We start from the raw sequence: 16,984 nt of genomic DNA on the forward strand, positions 1-16,984 counted from the left end.
GGGTGCACTCAGCCCACGACCTGTTGATCGCCCTGGCCGGGAGGTACTCGTTCGGCGACGTCGGCGCGCTCGCGCCGGCCGTGCTCGGGGAGGGAGAGCGGGCGGCCCTGGTGGCGTCGGTCTGCGAGTTCGGCCAGCGGCTGCTCACCCTCGACGCCGAGGACTTCCATACCGAGATCGACGCCCAGACGGTGCCGGCCGACCTGCGCAGGCGCGCCCGCGCGTGCCACATGCCGCAGACGCCGAGGGAGCAGCCGCGCGGCGCGCTCGACTCGCTGCGGTCGGCGTACGCGCTGCTCCTCGAGGTCGTCGAGGCCCGCTGGCGGCGGCGCGAGCTCAGCTCGATGATCGCGGCGGTGCACATCTGCAGCGAGTACCTCCCGCTGCTCGCCTTCGAGCCCGCGCTCGGCCACGCGGGCGACCCGGCTCGCTGGCCGGAGGGCCTGCGCGCCCCCGGCAGCCGGTTCGGGGTCATGCCCGACCGGGACTGCGACCACACGAGGGCGGAGCGGTCGGCGGCCGAGCGGACGCTGCGGGTGGCCGCGGAGCCGCCCGCGGGGTGGCGGGCCTACTTCGACCGGCAGCACAGCCAGGTGGCGGGGGCCCTCGCCACCTGCGCGGGCCGGTGCCGCACCCCCTGCCCCGCGCTCGACTGGGTGCCGGACCTCGACGACCTGTCCGCCCGCTGCCGGATCGCGCTCGCGTTCGCCGAGACCCCGCTCGTACGGCTGCGCCACGCCGCCCCGGTCGGGCACGGCTTCGGCGTGCCGTCGCCGGAGGAGGTGCTGGAGGCGTGGGAGCGCAGCCGCGCCGCGCTGGCCAAGCACGAGGCGGCCGCCGCGGTCACCGCCGACGACGGCTTCCCGTTGCCGGGACTGCCCGCCCTGTTCTCCGCCGTGGCGGCGGCGCCGGTGCGGCCGGCCACGCTGCTCGCCGACGTCTCGGCGCACGTCGTGGAGCTGCTGGGCTGACGGTCACCACATGGGTGGCCTGCGGTCCCCCCAGAAGCCGCCGACCGACGCCTCCACCTGGGACGACAGCGAGATGAGCGTCCCCTCGTCGCCGTACCTGCCCGCCAGCATGACGCCGATGGGCAGGCCGTCCGGCGTCCAGTAGAGCGGGAGGTTCACGGCGGGCTGGCCGCTCACGTTGTAGATGGCCGCGAAGGGCGCGAAGCGCATCATCCGCTCGAACGTCTCCTCGGGCGACTCGACGTCCTCGAACCAGCCCACCGGCACGGGCGGCTGGGTGACGGTCGGCGAGAGCACCGCGTCGTAGGCGTCGGTCACGAGCAGCGCGAACCGGGTGGCGAGCTGGAGCGTCGACTGCGCCTGGAGGAACTCCGGGGCCGAGACGGCGTGGCCGCGCTCGCGCAGCCACGCGGTGAGCGGGCGCAGCTTCGGCTCCAGTTCCTCCGCCACCGGGTGCATGCAGGAGAAGCTGAACCACATCTTGACGAACTCGGGCACGACGTCGGGGCCGAACGGCGGCGCGATCTCCTCGACCTCGTGGCCGAGCGACTCCAGCACCGCCGAGGCGCTCTCGTACGCCGCGAGCACGTCGGGGTGGACCTCCGCGCCGGGCACGGCGGGCGTGGCGAACCTGGCGATCCGCAGGCGGCCCGGATCCCGCCCGGCGTAGGCCGAGAACGACCGGAGCGCCGGCGCCGGGGCGTGGTAGAGGTCGCCGGGGTTGTTGTGGGCCATCACGTCCAGCAGCGCCGCGGCGTCGGCGACGTTCCTGGCCAGCGGCCCGTTGGTCGACAGCCCCGCGAGGTCGGGCATGATGGGCGCCGCGGAGATGCGGCCGCGGCTGGGCTTGATGCCGTACAGGCCGCAGACGGAGGCGGGGATGCGGATCGAGCCCGCGCCGTCGCTGCCCTGCGCGGCGGGCGCGAGACCGGCCGCGACGGCGGCCCCCGCTCCCCCGCTCGACCCTCCGGCCGAGCGCGTGGTGTCCCACGGCGTGCGGGTGGGCTCGTGCAGGTAGGTCTCCGTGTAGCACGGCATGCCGAACTCGGGGGTGCTGGTCTTGCCCAGCATGATCGTGCCGGCGTCCCGCAGGCGCTCGACCACGCTGTCGTCCGCGGGCGCGACGAATCCCTCGTACGTGGCCGAGCCGAAGTGCACCGGCACGTCCTTGACGAAGTTGAGGTCCTTGATCGGGATCGGCACGCCCAGCAGCGGGGGCAGGTCCTCCGTGTCGCCGGCGGCGAGCCGGGCCTCCTGCTCGCGCGCCTGGGCCAGGGCCCGCTCGGCGGTCACCGTGACGAACGCCCCCAGGCCGGGGTCGAGCCGCTCGATGCGCTCCAGGTAGTGCTCGGTGATCTGGACAGGAGAAAGTTCACCCGTACGTACGGCTGCCGCCTGCTCAAGGGCGGTAAGATCGTGAATGTGCGCCACGCTACCGAACGGTAGGCCTCCGGGCCGCGGATATCTAGAGAAGATACCCGCACTTCCGCGCAACGAATCGGCTCAAGCAGGCCACAAAAGTATGAACCATCCAACACTAGGCAAGCCGCTGACGGCTCAACTACCGTGAGTGATGTGGATACCGGTCTAGCGCCAGAAGACGGTCACGATACGTCACCTATATGGGTGAGTGACCAATCGTCAGAGCAGGCGGAACGCCCTTCGGCGCCACCTGAGGCGCCGGCGTCTCCCACGTACGCTCCGGTCGAGCGCACGTCGCTGAGCAGCCTGTGGCAGGACACGCGATACCGCCACCTGCGCCGCCGGGCCGTGATCGCGGTCGCGGCGGGTGTGGTGTTCGGCGTGCTCTTCGCCAGCTGGCGGCTCGGGCTCACCGCGGCCATCCTCGCGTGCGTCGCCGACGCCGTCTACCGGGCGAGGACGGTCTCCTCCATCCCCGCGTGGCGGCGTGCCTCGGCGGCCGAGCGCCAGACGGAGGCCCAGCTCAAGAAGCTGGAGCGCAACGGCTACAAGACGCTGCACGCCAGGGCCATCCCCGGCAGCGAGGCGCAGATCGACCATCTGGTGGTCGGGCCCACCGGCGTCTACGCGGTGGACTCGGAGAAGTGGGACAAACGGCTGCCCGTACGGGTCCAGTCGCACCGCAAGCTCTTCCACGGCCCGTTCAACCAGAAGCCGCGCCTCGACGAGGCCCGGTGGGAGGCGGCGCAGGCCAGCGACCTGATCAGCAAGGCGCTCGGCCGGGAGATCACCGTGGTGCCGTCCCTGGCCATCTACGGTCCGCCGATCCCGTGGCGCATCCTCAACATCCGTGAGGTGGACGTCTTCTCCGGCGGGCTGGTGCGCAAGTGGATCACCAAGCGGGAGAGGTCGCTCACCACCGCGGAGATCGACGCGATCTACCGGGCCGCCGAACGCGTGCTGCCCTCGCGGTATCCCGAGTAGACACGTTCCGAGTCGTGGACAGCGGGTCTCGGCAGCCGGGCAGTGGTCGTACCATTTGAAGACTCAGTAGTCTCCGGATGGGGGTCCCTCGATGCCCGCTCTCAGGTCCCGCACTGTCACTCACGGCAGGAACATGGCCGGCGCCCGTGCGCTGCTCAGGGCCACGGGCGTAGCGGGCAGCGACCTCGGCAAGCCGATCGTCGCGGTGGCCAACAGCTTCACCCAGTTCGTGCCCGGCCACGTGCACCTGCGCGAGGTCGCCGAGGTGGTGGCCGGCGCGGTCCGCGAGGCGGGGGCCATCCCGCGCGAGTTCAACACGATCGCCGTGGACGACGGCATCGCGATGGGCCACGGCGGCATGCTCTACTCGCTGCCGTCCCGTGAGCTGATCGCCGACGCGGTCGAGTACATGGTCAACGCCCACTGCGCCGACGCGCTGGTCTGCGTGTCCAACTGCGACAAGATCACGCCGGGCATGCTGCTCGCCGCGATGCGGCTGAACATTCCCACGATCTTCGTGTCGGGCGGCCCGATGGAGGCCGGCAAGGTCCCCGGCCGCAAGCTCGACCTGATCGACCCGATGATCGCCTCCGCCGACGAGAGCGTGTCGGACGCCGACCTCCTGGAGATGGAGGAGAACGCCTGCCCGACGTGCGGGTCCTGCAGCGGCATGTTCACGGCCAACTCCATGAACTGTCTCACCGAGGCGATCGGCCTGGCCCTGCCGGGCAACGGCACCACGCTCGCCACCCACACCGCCCGCAAGGCCCTGTTCGAGGACGCGGGACGGCGGATCGTCGACCTCGCCCGGCGCTACTACGAGGAGGACGACGAGTCGGTCCTGCCGAGGAGCATCGCCACCCGCGAGGCGTTCGAGAACGCGATGGCGCTCGACGTCGCCATGGGCGGTTCGACCAACACGATCCTCCACATCCTGGCCGCCGCCCGCGAGGCGGGTGTGGATTTCGGGCTCAAGGAGATCAACGAGCTGTCGCTGCGGGTGCCGTGCCTGTGCAAGGTCGCCCCCGCGACGATGAAGTACCACGTCGAGGACGTGCACCGGGCGGGCGGAATCCCCGGCATCCTCGGCGAGCTGGACCGGGCCGGCCTGCTCCACCGCGACCTGCCGACCGTCCACTCCGCCTCCATCGCGGAGTACATCGCCAAGTGGGACCCCAAGTCGCCCGAGGTCACCGACGAGGCCGTGGAACTGTGGCACGCGGCGCCGGGCAACGTGCGGACCGTCAAGGCGTACTCGCAGGACGCCCGCTGGGAGTCGCTCGACCTCGACCGCGCCGAGGGCTGCATCCGCGACCTCGACCACGCGTACACCAGGGACGGCGGCCTCGCCGTGCTGTACGGCAACCTCGCCCAGGACGGCTGCGTGGTCAAGACGGCCGGCGTGGACGAGTCGATCTGGCGCTTCTCCGGCCCCGCCGTGGTGTTCGAGTCGCAGGAGGACGCCGTCGCGGGCATCCTCGGCGACCGGGTCAAGCCCGGTGACGTGGTCGTCATCCGCTACGAGGGCCCCAAGGGCGGCCCGGGCATGCAGGAGATGCTCTACCCGACGAGCTTCCTCAAGGGCCGGGGCCTGGGCAAGGTGTGCGCGCTGGTCACCGACGGCCGCTTCTCCGGCGGCACGTCCGGCCTGTCCATCGGCCACGCCTCCCCCGAGGCGGCCGAGGGCGGCACGATGGCCCTGGTGGAGGACGGCGACATCATCGACATCGACATCCCGGCCCGCTCGATCGAGCTCAAGGTGGCCGAGGACGTGCTGGCCGCCCGCCGCGAGCGGCTGCTGGCCGACCTCGGCGGTTACCGGCCGCGCGACCGGAACCGCCCGGTGTCGGCCGCCCTGCAGGCGTACGCCGCGCTGACCACCTCGGCCTCGACCGGCGCGTCCCGCGACCTGTCCCAGCTCTCCCGATAGGGCCATGCACCGCGGGGCCGCCTCCCCGGAGGCGGCCCCGCGTTTTCATGCCGTTCAGCTGTACGAGACCGACTGCAGGCTGCAGTTGGTGACCCACGGGCCGGGGTAGACCGGTGCGGTGGTGCAGCCCCAGGTGGCGGTCACGGTAGTGGTTCCCGCGGGGATGCTCACGCCGGCCGTGGAGCCGGTGAGGTCGTACGAATGGCCCTCGCTGCACCTGGCGGAGACGCTGACGGACGTCGTCCCGCTGGGTAGCGTCTGCGCGAACTGCCAGGCGTGCGTGGCCGGGACCGCGACCATGCTGGAGTAGGGTACTGCCCCGCCTCCGCCGTACGGTGAGGCGCCGACGGACGGGGAGATGGGGTACCAGTCCCTGGTGTCCCCGAAACTGTTGTAGTTGAGGCAGTCCACCGTGGCCTGCAGCGTGACGGTGCCGGCCATGGCAGGGCTGGGCGCGAGCGCCAGGCTCAGCACACCGGTCGTGACGAGCGCCGCACCAAGGGCCAGCAGCCGCCGGGCTGATTTCACAGCAAACATGAGTAACGTTCTCCCCTCTGACATCGAGCACAGCGAATTCACCACCTCCCCGGGGCACCGTCAATCACCGGCGATTTCGGCAGGGCCGGAACATCGGGCCGGCAGGCATGCGAAAGCGTGCCCAGCCGAGCGCCCGAAACCCGGCGCCGGCCGATCCCGCGGCCGAAATCCGATATGCAGCGGCGACCAGAGAATTCGTACGGATGATTCGGCGAAATGTTTCGAATATCGGGACCGCCGTGATTTCCGGGCCGAGCCCGGCCGGTGAAAGTTTCAGCGCGTCATCCGTCCGCGGTGCCCGCGAGGCCGTCCGGTGCCGCCCGATCGCCACTATGGCCTCGCCGCCGGTGTGGTCAGGAAAAGATGGCCGGAAGGGTAGGCCATACTGCCTCTTCTTGCGAGCACGCGTTCGGAAAAATGTCAGTCCTCGTCGTTATTGTCGAGGTATGGCCAACGTCATTCGGCACTCGCTGACCGCCGAGGAACTCGCCGCCCTCGCCCTGTCGCTCGCTCACCTCGGTGCCGGCCCACAGTCGGTCACCGCCCGGCGCGGACTGCGCCACGCCTTCGAGCACCTCGATCTGGACGACGACGTCATCGCCACGACCCTGACCACCCTGACCACTCCGCTGCCCACCGACGTCGCCCGGCGGGCGCGGGCGGTGGCCAACGCGATCACCGCGCGCCTGGTGATCCGCATCCAGTATCACGACGCCGCGGGCCGGATGACGGTCCGCGACGTCGAGCCGGTGACCTGCCTGGTCCACGGCGAGTTCTGGTATCTGGTGGGCTGGTGCCGCATGCGCCGGTCGATCAGGGCCTTCCGCTTCGACCGCATCCTGGCGGTCGAGCCGACCGACCTGCCGGCCCGCGCCCACCTGCCGCAGCGCTACCTGCCGTTCCAACGACGTTCGCGCACCAGGCGGCCGTCCGCGGCCTGACTCCGCCGGCCCGCGGGCGTGGGCGCCACGCCCACACCCGCGGGCCGCACGCCTTACAGGCTTACACGGGCCGCGCGGCCGGACACCGCACCGCTCAGCCGCCGCAGCAGCCACCGCCGCAGCAGCCGCCACCCCCCGCCACCCGCAGGACGGGGAGCGGAAGCCCCGGACGCCCTGCCCGTGACGGCCACGGTGGACAGCAGCTTCACGGTGTCGTCATGGCCGGAGGGGCAGACCGCCCGGTCGGCGGCCTCCGCCATGGGACGGTTGAGCTCGAACGTCGATCCGCACGCGCGGCAACGGTAGTCATAGCGAGGCATGCGTCCAGATTACGGCCCGGCGCGGCGACCGCGAGCGCCCCCGGAGAAGCAGCAACTCAGGCGAAGTGGATGGTGGCGTAGTCGGCGATGGGCCGGTAGCCGAGCCGCTGGTAGATGGAGTTCGAGGTGGGGTTGCTCAGATCGGTGAACAGCAGCACCTCGGTGGCGCCGTCGTCGAGCGCCTTCCTGCTGGCCGCGTGGGTGACGGCGCTGCCGTACCCACGTCCGCGCAGGCCGGGCGGGGTGTAGACGGGGCCGATCCGCGACATGCCGGCGATCGGCGCGGAGACACCGGCGACGGACACGGGCCGGTCGTCGTCCTCCCACAGGACGAGTTCCTCGCGGTTGACCCGCGCGGCGACGACCGGGGTGGGATCGGCCGTGCGCTCGACGTGCGCCTCCTGCTGGAACTCCCGGAAGAAGCGCACGGCGGTCGGCAGGTCGTCGGGGCCGGCGACCCGGGGCTTCCCGGGCGCGGAGGGAGCCCGCAGCGCGCCGAGACGGTAGAGGCGCTCGGCCCGGGCGGCGTCTCTCCGGCCGCCACCAGGCGCGGGCGAACGCCTCGGCGACGGCCACCGGACCGCCGACCGCGGGCACGTCGTGGTCCATCTCGATGAGGTCGCGCGCCAGCAGGGGAAGCGCCGTGAGCGGGACGTCGCCCAGCGCGAGCGGGTAGGGCGGTGTCTGGCAGGCCGCCCCCGCCACGGCGTCGCCGTCCTCCAGCCAGGCCAGCAAAGGCTCGGCCGTGAACTGGCCGCCGCGGATCCCGCGCAACACGGTCAGCATGACCGTGTTGCGGACGGGATCGCGCAGCAGCCAGGGCTCGGCCGCCGCGGCGTACTCCTCCACGTCGGCGGTGAACGTCCAGTTCATGACGTCACCGGTCAGGCCGCCGTCTCCGACAGGTAGGGCGCCCACTGCGGATCGCCGTCGAGTTGCGCGCCGATGAGCCGCCAGTGCGCGCCGTGCGGCACCACGGGGGCCACGCGCAGCGCCCACCCGATTTCCTCCAGCAGCCTGTCGGCCTTCCGGTGGTTGCACGGCATGCACGAGGCGACGCAGTTCTCCCAGGTGTGGGGGCCTCCCCGGGATCGCGGGATGACGTGGTCGATGGTCTCGGCCCGCTGGCCGCAGTAGGCGCAGCGGAAGTTGTCCCGGCGCATCAGCGCCGCCCGGGTGAGCGGGATGCGCGTCCGGTAGGGGATGCGGACGTAACGCCGGAGCCGGATCACCGATGGAACGTCGAGCGTGCGGGTGGCCGAGCGCAGAACCGCGCCCCTGCCGTCGCGGTGGACGACGTCCGCCTTCTCTCTCAGCACCAGGATGACGGCCCGGTGCAGGGAGAGCGTGGTCAGCGGTTCGTATGTGGCGTTGAGTAGCAGGACTTGGCGCATCAGCCGGCCTCCACAGCGGTCTCGGCTGTGCGCCTGGGTTGTGGCCCCGTCGGTTGGGACCCGGGTGCTTCCGTCACAGGGACCTCCGCCGGACGGCCCAGCGGATCGTCACCACGGCACCGCCCTTCACCAAAGTGTGGCCTTTTCGGCGGCCCCTTCGCCACCCCATAAAAAGGGTCCGTGAGGTGAACGACTGGAACGCCTGCTGCTTCTATGCCCAGCAGTCCACCCCTTTATTCCCGCCTTGGCCGGGTACGGACGATGTACCGTCGCAGTCGTCCGGCTGATTTAAAGTGCCAGCATGAGCCGAGTGCCGTACCCACCAGCCCGCCGTGACGACATCGTCGACGATCTCCACGGAACGCCCGTCCCCGACCCGTACCGGTGGCTGGAGGATCCGGACGATCCGGCGACGAAGGAGTGGCTGGACGCGCAGGAGACCCTGTTCCGGTCCGCCGAACTCGAAGGGCGCGACCACTTCCGCGAGCGCATCGCCGAACTGCTGCGTTCCGGGTCGGTGGGGACGCCGTCCTGGCGCGGCGAGCGCCGCTTCTTCACCCGCCGGGCCCCCGACCAGGAGCACCCGGTGCTGTACGTCGCGGACGGGAACGGCGAGCGTGTGCTGCTCGACCCCACCGCCCTCGACCCCTCGGGCCTGACCACGCTCGACTCCTACCAGCCGGACAAGGAGGGCAACCGGCTGGCGTACCAGATCTCGGTCGGCGGTGACGAGGAGTCGCGTCTGTACGTCGTCGACGTGACGACCGGAGAGGTCGTCGAGGGGCCGATCGACCGCTGCCGCTACTCCCCCGTGGCCTGGCTGCCCGGCGGGGAGGCGTTCTACTACGTGCGCAGGCTGGCGCCCTCGCTGGTCCCGGCCGGTGAGGAGCAGTACCACCGCCGCGTCTACCTGCACCGCGTCGGCACCTCCCCCGACGACGACGTGCTGATCTTCGGCGAGGGCCTGGAGAAGACCAACTACTACGGAGTCTCGGTCTCCCTCGACGGCAGATGGCTGTCGATCTCCGCATCACGGGGGACGGCCCCGCGCAACGACCTGTGGGTGGCCGACCTGATCGCCTCGTCGCCCCAGGCACCGGAACTGGTCGTGGTGCAGCAGGACGTCGACGCCCAGACCGGGCTCCACTTCGGCCGCGACGGGCGACTCTACGTCTTCACCGACCTCGACGCCTCACGCGGGCGGGTCTGCGTCACCTCCCCGGAGACACCGGGCCCCGAGCACTGGCGCGACCTGATCCCCGAGGACGCCGAGGCGGTGCTGTCCGACTTCGCGATCCTCGACGGCATGGCCGAGCCGGTCCTGCTCGTGGGCTGGACCCGGCACGCGATCGGCGAGATCTCCGTCCACGCCCTGGAGAGCGGCGAGCGGATCGGCGAGGTCCCGCTGCCGGGGCTCGGCTCGATCGGCGGGATCTCCGAGCGTCCTGAGGGCGGGCACGAGGCCTGGTTCAGCTACACCGACGGCATCACCCCGACCGCGGTCTACCACTACGACGCGCTCACCGGCGAGACCTCCCTCTGGGAGGCGCCTCCCGGCGCGGTGGAGGTGCCCGAGGCGACGACCGAGCAGGTCGTCTACCGGTCCAAGGACGGCACCGAGGTGCGCATGCTGATCACCTCACGCCCCGGCTCCGGGCCCCGTCCCACCATCCTGTACGGCTACGGCGGCTTCGGGGTCCCGCTGAACCCGGGGTTCTCCGCCACGACGCTGGCCTGGGTCGAGGCGGGCGGCGTCTACGTGGTCGCCCAGCTTCGCGGCGGCGGCGAGGAGGGCGAGCAGTGGCACCGGGACGGCATGCTCGGCAAGAAGCAGAACGTCTTCGACGACCTGCACGCGGCGGCCGAGCATCTCATCGCCACCGGCGTCACCAGCCCGGACCGGCTCGCCATCTCCGGCGGCTCCAACGGCGGCCTGCTCGTCGGCGCGGCGCTCACCCAGCGCCCCGACCTGTACGCGGCCGTCGTCTGCCTGGCCCCGCTGCTCGACATGGTTCGCTATGAGAAGTTCGGTCTCGGGGCGACCTGGAACGTCGAGTACGGCTCGGCCGACGTGCCGGAGGAGTTCGCCTGGCTGTGGAGCTACTCGCCGTACCACCACGTGCGCGAGGGGGTGTCGTACCCGGCCACGCTGTTCGCCGTGTTCGCCTCCGACACCCGCGTCCATCCCCTGCACGCGTGGAAGATGGCGGCGGCCCTGCAGCACGCCCAGGCGGGCGACCGCCCGATCCTGCTGCGCAACGAGACCGAGGTGGGGCACGGCGCCCGGGCGGTGAGCCGATCGGTCGAGCTCTCGGCCGACCAGCTCGCGTTCATGGCCCGGCACACCGGCCTGAAGGTCGGCTGAGGCGCAGAGGTCAGCGCGGGAAGATGACGGTCTTGTGGCCGTCCAGCAGCACGCGGTGCTCTGCGTGCCAGCGGACGGCCCGGGCCAGCGCCTGGCATTCGAGGTCACGGCCGATCGCGGCGAGGTCCTCGGGCGAGTGGGTGTGGTTCACCCGCGCGACCTCCTGCTCGATGATCGGCCCCTCGTCGAGGTCGGGCGTCACGTAGTGGGCCGTGGCGCCGATCAGCTTCACGCCCCGGGAGTACGCCTGGTGGTACGGCTTGGCGCCCTTGAACGACGGCAGGAACGAGTGGTGGATGTTGATCATCCGCCCGGCGAGCTTGGCGCACATCTCCTGTGAGAGCACCTGCATGTAGCGGGCGAGCACGACCAGGTCGGCCTGGTAGTGGTCGACCAGCGTGAGGATCTCCGCCTCCTGCCGCGGCTTGGTCTCCGCGGTGACCGGCAGGTGGTGGTAGTCCACGCCGTACGACTGGGTGAGGGGGCGCAGGTCGGGGTGGTTGGACGCGACGCCCACGATCTCGATGGGCAGCAGGCCCGAGCGCACCCGGTAGAGCAGGTCGTTGAGGCAGTGGTCGAACCGGCTGACGAGCACCAGCGCCCGCGTCCGCACCGCGAGGTCGAAGAGCTGGAACTCCATGGCGAACTCCGGCGCGAGCGAGGCGAACGCGGCCCGCAGTTCGTCGGCGGTGCACCCGCTGGAGAACTGCACGCGCATGAAGAACCGCTCCTCGACCGGGTCACCGAACTGCTGGCTCTCGATGATGTTGCAGCCCTTCCCGGCCAGCAGCCCGGAGACGGCCGCGACCACTCCGGGCCGGTCCGGACAGGACAGGGTCAGCACATATTCAGCGCTCATGCTCAGATCCTCGACGGGTGACGGTGTCGGCTTCAAGGGTAGGGCCAGCCGATCGGAGGGTGGCGGGCAGGTGGAGGCGATCATGGCGGGCGGCCGCCGCCCGCCATGATCGTCCCCGCCTCAGCCCTCCTTCTCGTGCCGCTCCAGCGCCGCGCGTACGTCGGGGTCGCCGGGAGCAAGGGCCAGCGCCCGGCGCAGGTCGAGCAGCGCCTCCCGGCCCCGGCCGAGCGCGTCGAGCGCGGTGGCCCGGTTGAAGTACAGGGCCGCGTCCTCGCCCAGGTCGATCGCCCGGGTCAGGTCGTCGACGGCGCCTTGTGCGTCACCGGTCTCGAACCGCAGGGTCGCGCGGTTCGCCCAGGCCGACGCCAGGCGGGCGTCGGCGGCCAGCGCCGCGTCGAAGGCCAGGGCGGCCTCCGCGTAGCGGCCGGCCTCGGTCTCCAGTTGGCCGAGCACGCCGTGCAGGTGCGCGTTGCCGGGGTCCAGCGCGAGCCCCGCCTCGACGTCGCGCCTGGCGGCCTCGTGCTCGCCGAGCATCTCCAGCACGCCGGCCCGGTTGACGTACGCGTCGAGGTAGCCGGGGTCGAGGTCGAGCACGTGGTCGAGGTCGGCCCGGGCGCCGTCCAGGTCCCCGGCGGCCAGGCGCAGCTCCGCCCGGTTGTAGTACGCCTCCGGCAACGGCGGGCTCACCCGCATCGCCGTCTCGTAGTCGGCCAGCGCTTCGTCCGTACGTCCCAGCTCGAACAGCAGGTTGCCCCGGTCGAGATAGTGGTCGGGGAAGCCCGGGTCGATCGCGACGGCCCGGTCGAAGTCGGCCAGCGCCTCCTCCTTGCGGCCCATCCGCGCGAGGAGCTGCGCCCGGTTGGCGAACAGCACCATCCGGTGCACGGGGTGGGCGTCCGGCGGAAGGTCGCGCTCGGCCAGGCCGATGGCCGACCGCACCAGGCCGAGCGCCTCGTCGACCCGCCCCTCCCGCAGCTCGATCAGCGCGCGGCCGTTCTGGTCGAACCCGAGCTTGAAGGCTCGCGTCCGCTGGTCGGGCAGCAGCGTGGAGATCGCTATCGCCTCGTTGATCCAGCCTCTGGCCCTGGCCAGGTCGCGCCGCGCCGGATCACGGTCACGCGCGTCGAGCATCGCCGTGCCGTACGCGGCGGCGGCGTGCACGGCCGGATCGACGCTGACCCGCCGGGCCTGGTCGTACAGCTCCTGCGCGTGCTCCCGCCGGCCCAGCCCCGCCAGCGCGGTCGCCGTGCGGTGGGTGAAGCGCCACCACAGGTCGGAACCCGGCTCCACCAGCCGCAGGCCGCGCGAGCCCAGCTCCACGACCGCGTGCAGGAAGCCCTCGGTGACGCAGTGGTCCACTGCCGCCCACAGGGCCTGCGCCGCCGCGTCCAGGTCGCCGCCGTGCTCCAGGTGGTAGGGCACCGCGCCCAGGGCGTGCTCCGCCGCCGCGGCGTGGCGCCTCAGCTCGGCGGCGCGCCGGTCGTGCCGGCGCGCCCGCTCCTCCGGCGGCAGCGACAGGTACGCCCGGTAGGCCCGGGGGTCGTCGGAGGTGCAGTCGGAGGCGACGTAGTCGTCGGGCGGCCCGCCCTGAGCCCGCGCCTCCACCAGCCGCGCGCCCTCCCACGAGCCCTCCCATCGGGGCTCCGCCGAGCCCACGGCCAGCGTCAGATCCGGCACCCGGCGCGCCAGGACGCGCAGCAGTTCGCGGTCGGCCGGATCCGCCTCATGCAGGTTGTCCACCAGCAGCGTCCGCGGCCCTTCGAGGCAGTCGCAGACGAACTCGGCGATCCCGTTGGCGATCCGCAGCGTGCGTCGCGGCGCGGGCACGAGAATCCGCTCGTCCTCCGTCAGGCGGGCCTCGATGGTCTCCCGCCGCGCCGGCACCCGAGGGCGCAGGCTGGGAGCGACGGCGCGGATCTCGATGTCGTGTTCCGCCACCAGGCCCGGGGAACGCTCCAAGGCGACCGGGACGAGGGCGCGCAGGATCGCGCCACCGACCGTGTACGGACCGCGTAGCCTGCGGTGCCCGTTGACGATGGGCGCCATGGGAGGCGGAACCTCCGGAGCAAGTGCTCGGAGGGCCGCTACGCGGTCCCGGGAGAGGTCTCCCCGGACCCAGATGTGGCTCGGGTGGTCCCTCACCCCTTGTGGATGACGCTCGATGTGCCGCTCAGCTTGGTCGTCCCCGGCTTACGGATAATGATCTTCTTCATCATGCCTCTTTCCCCACTCTTGCGGACAAGGCACAAGTATTCGCAGGGATCAGCTATCCGCCAAGGGATGGAAGCATTATCTATCGGGAGAAAAGTGGAGAGACTACGGCATTTAGCTGCTTCTCGATATAAATCACCACGTTGTCGCCGCGTACCTCGCGCCGCAGCTCCCGCCACCCGGATTTGCGGTAGAGCTCCAGCGCGGCGACCTGACGCAGGGTGGTGTCTCCGCGCAACGTCCTGTAGCCGAGCCGGCGCGCCCGATCCTCGAGCTCCTGCGTGATCTGCGCGCCGTAGCCGCGCCGCTGGTGATCGGGGTGGACCCGGAGCCGGCACATCTCGGCCGTGTCGGCGTCGATGCGCCGCAGGCCACCCATCGCGACGAGCCCCGCCCCCGGCACCTCCCCGACCAGGAAGTCACCTCCGGCAGCCAGGTAGACCTCGGTGATCCGGGGGAAGTCGTCGTCGTAGTAGACGCCGTCGCCCGGCACGACGCCCACCTGGGCCAGGCCGATCTGGTGGAGGGACCACACCGCGTCGAGGTCGGACCAGCGGTACCGCCGGATCCTCAGTGGCGCGGTCCCGCTCTCCCCGCCTCTCACGGGATCTCCCGGCTCGAGATCTCCCGCCAGCGCGTCTCCTGCCACACGTCCTCCTCGCTACCCACGTCACCCGGCGTCCCGGAGCAGTTCCGGCGGGATCGTGACCCGGCTCTGCTTGATCACCTCACAGAAGGCCTGCAGCGGGGCCGAGTCGCCGTACTTGGCCCTGATCGCCTTCGCCAGGTCGTACGCCGGTTTGAGCAGCAGGTCGGTCCGGTAGTCCTTGTCGACCAGCTCGATGGCCTCCTGGCCGAGCTTGAGCGCGGCCTCGACGTCGCCGTCGATGAGCCGGCACATCGCCCGGTCGAACCGGATCAGAGTCTGGTCGAGCAGGTCCTCGTCCGTGTACTTGTCGAGCGCCTGCTGCAGGATCACGTCGGCCTCCACGGTCTGCCCCAGCTTCACCAGGACGTCGCCCTGGTAGAAGTAGAGCTGCCGCTCGGTGTAGCCGAACGCCGGGTCTTCCCTGTCGCTGTCGTTCATCTGCTGGAAGGCCGCCCTGGCGCGGTGCAGGGCCCGCTTGGCCTGTTCGACCACCTCGTGCCGCGAGCCGTTGACACCGGCGATCTTCGCCAGCGCCCTCGCCTCGACGACGGGGGCCATGGTCCGCGCGGCGCAGGGGGTGTGGCCGGCCAGGTCGCGGCTCTTCTTCGCCAGCGTGAGGGCCTCACGCGGGTCGCCGTAGTAGAGCGGGACCAGCGCCTCACGGGCGGTGACCCAGGCACGCAGGGCCCGGTCGCCGGTCTCGTCCGCCGCCATCCGTCCGGTGCGGAAGAACGAGCGGGCCATCCGCTGGTCCCCGAGGTCGATCATGATCATCCCCGAGAGCCCGGCGAGCTGGGCGGCCATCCGGCACAGCCGCTCCTGCACGTCGACGGGCTGCCGGCGGTCCAGTGCCTTGCGTACGGCGGTGAACTCCAGCATGACGTCGCAGAGCAGCCGTACGGGCGGGGTGTTCATGTACTGCCGCCCGAAACCGGACGTGGCCTGCTCCCACTGGTCGAGCATCGCCGGCGAGACGGTGGCCGTGACCATGGTCTCGTCCATCCGCCGGCGAAGGTTCTCCACCGCGCCGAGCACCTCTTCGTTGAGCTCCTTGAGCCCAGCCGCCCCGACGGTGCCGCCGGCGAGGAGCCTCAACAGCGTCCTCCGTAGCACGTTCTCGTCCTCCTCGCCCCCGTCCACAGGAGGGGTGCCGGCGCCCGACGGGGCCGGCGCACCCCACGGAGCGGGTGAAGTGATAGGTCTGTCCTGTTCCTGGTCGCCGCCACCTGATTCGGCCAGGTGTCCGTGGCCGCAGATGCACGGGCTTTCGAACCCGAGGGCCAGCGGTTCCACCCGGTAGACCGAGCACAGGTAGTGGAGATACTCCGGGCCGGGCCGCTTCATGCCCGACTCGTACGCGGACAGTAGCGTCTCGCCGATGCCGGGGACGGCTTTTCCGTCTCTCTCGAAGAGAGCGCGCACCTGCTCGATCACATCGGCGAGCGCCACGCCGTGCGAAAGGCGATGTGCCTTGATCCGAGTCGTGCCGAACTGCGGTCCGCAGTCGTTGTGGATCTCCTCGGCGATCTCGGCCAGGCTCCGCCCGGCGGCCAGGCCCCGCGCCCGGATGCGGCGCGCGATCTCTGTCTCCCTGTGTTGCCGACCGGACATTCCGGCCCCTCTCTCGTGGCCGGCCGCACTCGCAGCCCGTGGTCTCGAGCGTCCTCGCTTCGTGACGGAGAGTGACTTACTCGTCGCGCTCCGACCACACCATAATGATGGACCATAGTTGGCGCGGCCAAGCCCCCAACTTGGACGTGCCGACTAAGGATCGTCTCCCGATGGGGGTTTTCTTTCAACCAACATGGGTTTTCCTTCACCGCGGCCGCTTCTCGCCCTCGTTGACCCGAGCAGTTCCGTGAGCCATCTTTGGCGCACCAGAGTGAACAGACGGGAACGCAAAGTACACATTTCGCCCGCGAACGGAAATTAAGGAGGACCTACGGTGGGGGAGGACGATTTCCGGCGCCTGGAACATCTGGTGGCCGAACTCGACGCGCGGGGCTTACTCGCGCGAGTCGTGCGCACCCCGTCGGGCCGCGCCTACGTACGCGTGATCAATCCCGACGCGACGAGCCTCACGGAGAACGTCGTCTGCCAGGCGGCCGACTACTGGTGGTCCTGGGGTGAACGGATGCACCGGGCGGACGACCCCGCCGGAGCGGCCACGAAGGTGGCCCGCGTACTTGCCGCGGTGAGCGAGTAGGGGAAGGCGGCGGCTCCGCGGTGAAAGCGACAGTGATGAAAGCGCAGTCGCCGTGGGCCGCCGCATCCACCGCGGCCTCAGGGGGCGGGCGGGACGCCCGGTGCGGAGCATGGCCGTCGTGCCGCCCCGGCGCGACGGCCACGCTGCGGCGTCCCGCCCGCCCGACCCCGTCCGCATCTCGCGGCCGACCGGTTC

The 16,984-nt window shown here is 71.3% G+C and carries 14 protein-coding genes and 1 pseudogene; 6 read left to right on the forward strand and 9 right to left on the reverse strand.

Annotation, left to right across the window (positions count from 1 at the left end):
- Positions 1-2 precede the first annotated feature (2 nt).
- Positions 3-971: a hypothetical protein gene (locus tag B1L11_RS28285; RefSeq protein WP_079317856.1), complete on the forward strand. Its 969-nt coding sequence runs from the start codon at positions 3-5 to the stop codon at positions 969-971.
- Between the two features lie 3 nt (positions 972-974).
- Here the strand turns inward: B1L11_RS28285 and B1L11_RS28290 are convergent, their stop codons facing one another.
- Positions 975-2,402 carry an amidase gene (locus B1L11_RS28290; RefSeq protein ID WP_079317858.1) on the reverse strand — a complete coding sequence of 476 codons (1,428 nt, stop codon included), beginning with the start codon at positions 2,400-2,402 and terminating at the stop codon, positions 975-977.
- A 195-nt stretch (positions 2,403-2,597) separates the two neighbouring features.
- On the opposite strand from B1L11_RS28290, the gene B1L11_RS28295 reads away from it, so the two are divergent.
- A complete protein-coding gene (locus tag B1L11_RS28295) occupies positions 2,598-3,377 on the forward strand; it encodes a nuclease-related domain-containing protein (RefSeq protein ID WP_240809125.1) in 780 nt (259 codons plus the stop codon).
- Between the two features lie 91 nt (positions 3,378-3,468).
- The gene (ilvD, locus tag B1L11_RS28300; protein WP_079317862.1) at positions 3,469-5,307 is read left to right on the forward strand and encodes a dihydroxy-acid dehydratase; all 1,839 of its coding nucleotides are present in this window, start codon (positions 3,469-3,471) and stop codon (positions 5,305-5,307) included.
- A 54-nt stretch (positions 5,308-5,361) separates the two neighbouring features.
- Here the strand turns inward: ilvD and B1L11_RS28305 are convergent, their stop codons facing one another.
- Complete coding sequence (locus B1L11_RS28305) at positions 5,362-5,835, reverse strand: hypothetical protein (protein ID WP_079317864.1); 474 nt, start codon at positions 5,833-5,835, stop codon at positions 5,362-5,364.
- A gap of 455 nt (positions 5,836-6,290) precedes the next feature.
- Between B1L11_RS28305 and B1L11_RS28310 the strand changes: the two genes are divergently transcribed.
- On the forward strand, positions 6,291-6,785 hold the full coding sequence (locus B1L11_RS28310; RefSeq protein ID WP_079317866.1) for a YafY family protein: 495 nt from the start codon (positions 6,291-6,293) through the stop codon (positions 6,783-6,785).
- 94 nt (positions 6,786-6,879) lie between these two features.
- Here the strand turns inward: B1L11_RS28310 and B1L11_RS28315 are convergent.
- The 3 genes and pseudogenes from B1L11_RS28315 to B1L11_RS28325 all read right to left on the reverse strand — a co-directional run bounded on the left by B1L11_RS28315 (position 6,880) and on the right by B1L11_RS28325 (position 8,499).
- A pseudogene (locus B1L11_RS28315) lies at positions 6,880-7,105 on the reverse strand (zinc ribbon domain-containing protein).
- A 56-nt stretch (positions 7,106-7,161) separates the two neighbouring features.
- Positions 7,162-7,533: a GNAT family N-acetyltransferase gene (locus tag B1L11_RS52145; RefSeq protein ID WP_256862965.1), complete on the reverse strand. Its 372-nt coding sequence runs from the start codon at positions 7,531-7,533 to the stop codon at positions 7,162-7,164.
- Positions 7,534-7,989: 456 nt separating this feature from the next.
- Positions 7,990-8,499, reverse strand: coding sequence for an HNH endonuclease (locus B1L11_RS28325; RefSeq protein ID WP_079317868.1), 510 nt, complete (start codon positions 8,497-8,499; stop codon positions 7,990-7,992).
- A 301-nt stretch (positions 8,500-8,800) separates the two neighbouring features.
- On the opposite strand from B1L11_RS28325, the gene B1L11_RS28330 reads away from it, so the two are divergent.
- On the forward strand, positions 8,801-10,864 hold the full coding sequence (locus tag B1L11_RS28330; protein WP_079317870.1) for a prolyl oligopeptidase family protein: 2,064 nt from the start codon (positions 8,801-8,803) through the stop codon (positions 10,862-10,864).
- Between the two features lie 10 nt (positions 10,865-10,874).
- Here the strand turns inward: B1L11_RS28330 and purU are convergent, their stop codons facing one another.
- From purU to B1L11_RS28350, 4 genes are all read right to left on the reverse strand, one after another.
- Positions 10,875-11,723, reverse strand: a complete 849-nt coding sequence (gene purU / locus B1L11_RS28335; protein WP_079317872.1) for a formyltetrahydrofolate deformylase — start codon at positions 11,721-11,723, stop codon at positions 10,875-10,877.
- Positions 11,724-11,843: 120 nt separating this feature from the next.
- A complete protein-coding gene (locus tag B1L11_RS54190) occupies positions 11,844-13,769 on the reverse strand; it encodes a tetratricopeptide repeat protein (protein ID WP_079317874.1) in 1,926 nt (641 codons plus the stop codon).
- A gap of 247 nt (positions 13,770-14,016) precedes the next feature.
- Positions 14,017-14,583 carry a GNAT family N-acetyltransferase gene (locus B1L11_RS28345; protein WP_239109065.1) on the reverse strand — a complete coding sequence of 189 codons (567 nt, stop codon included), beginning with the start codon at positions 14,581-14,583 and terminating at the stop codon, positions 14,017-14,019.
- A gap of 21 nt (positions 14,584-14,604) precedes the next feature.
- Positions 14,605-16,194: a helix-turn-helix transcriptional regulator gene (locus tag B1L11_RS28350; RefSeq protein WP_079317876.1), complete on the reverse strand. Its 1,590-nt coding sequence runs from the start codon at positions 16,192-16,194 to the stop codon at positions 14,605-14,607.
- Between the two features lie 334 nt (positions 16,195-16,528).
- On the opposite strand from B1L11_RS28350, the gene B1L11_RS28355 reads away from it, so the two are divergent.
- Positions 16,529-16,789 carry a hypothetical protein gene (locus B1L11_RS28355; RefSeq protein WP_030509616.1) on the forward strand — a complete coding sequence of 87 codons (261 nt, stop codon included), beginning with the start codon at positions 16,529-16,531 and terminating at the stop codon, positions 16,787-16,789.
- The last annotated feature ends 195 nt before the right edge of the window (positions 16,790-16,984 follow it).

It is taken from the genome of Microbispora sp. GKU 823 (assembly GCF_002027145.1).
Lineage (GTDB): Bacteria > Actinomycetota > Actinomycetes > Streptosporangiales > Streptosporangiaceae > Microbispora > Microbispora siamensis.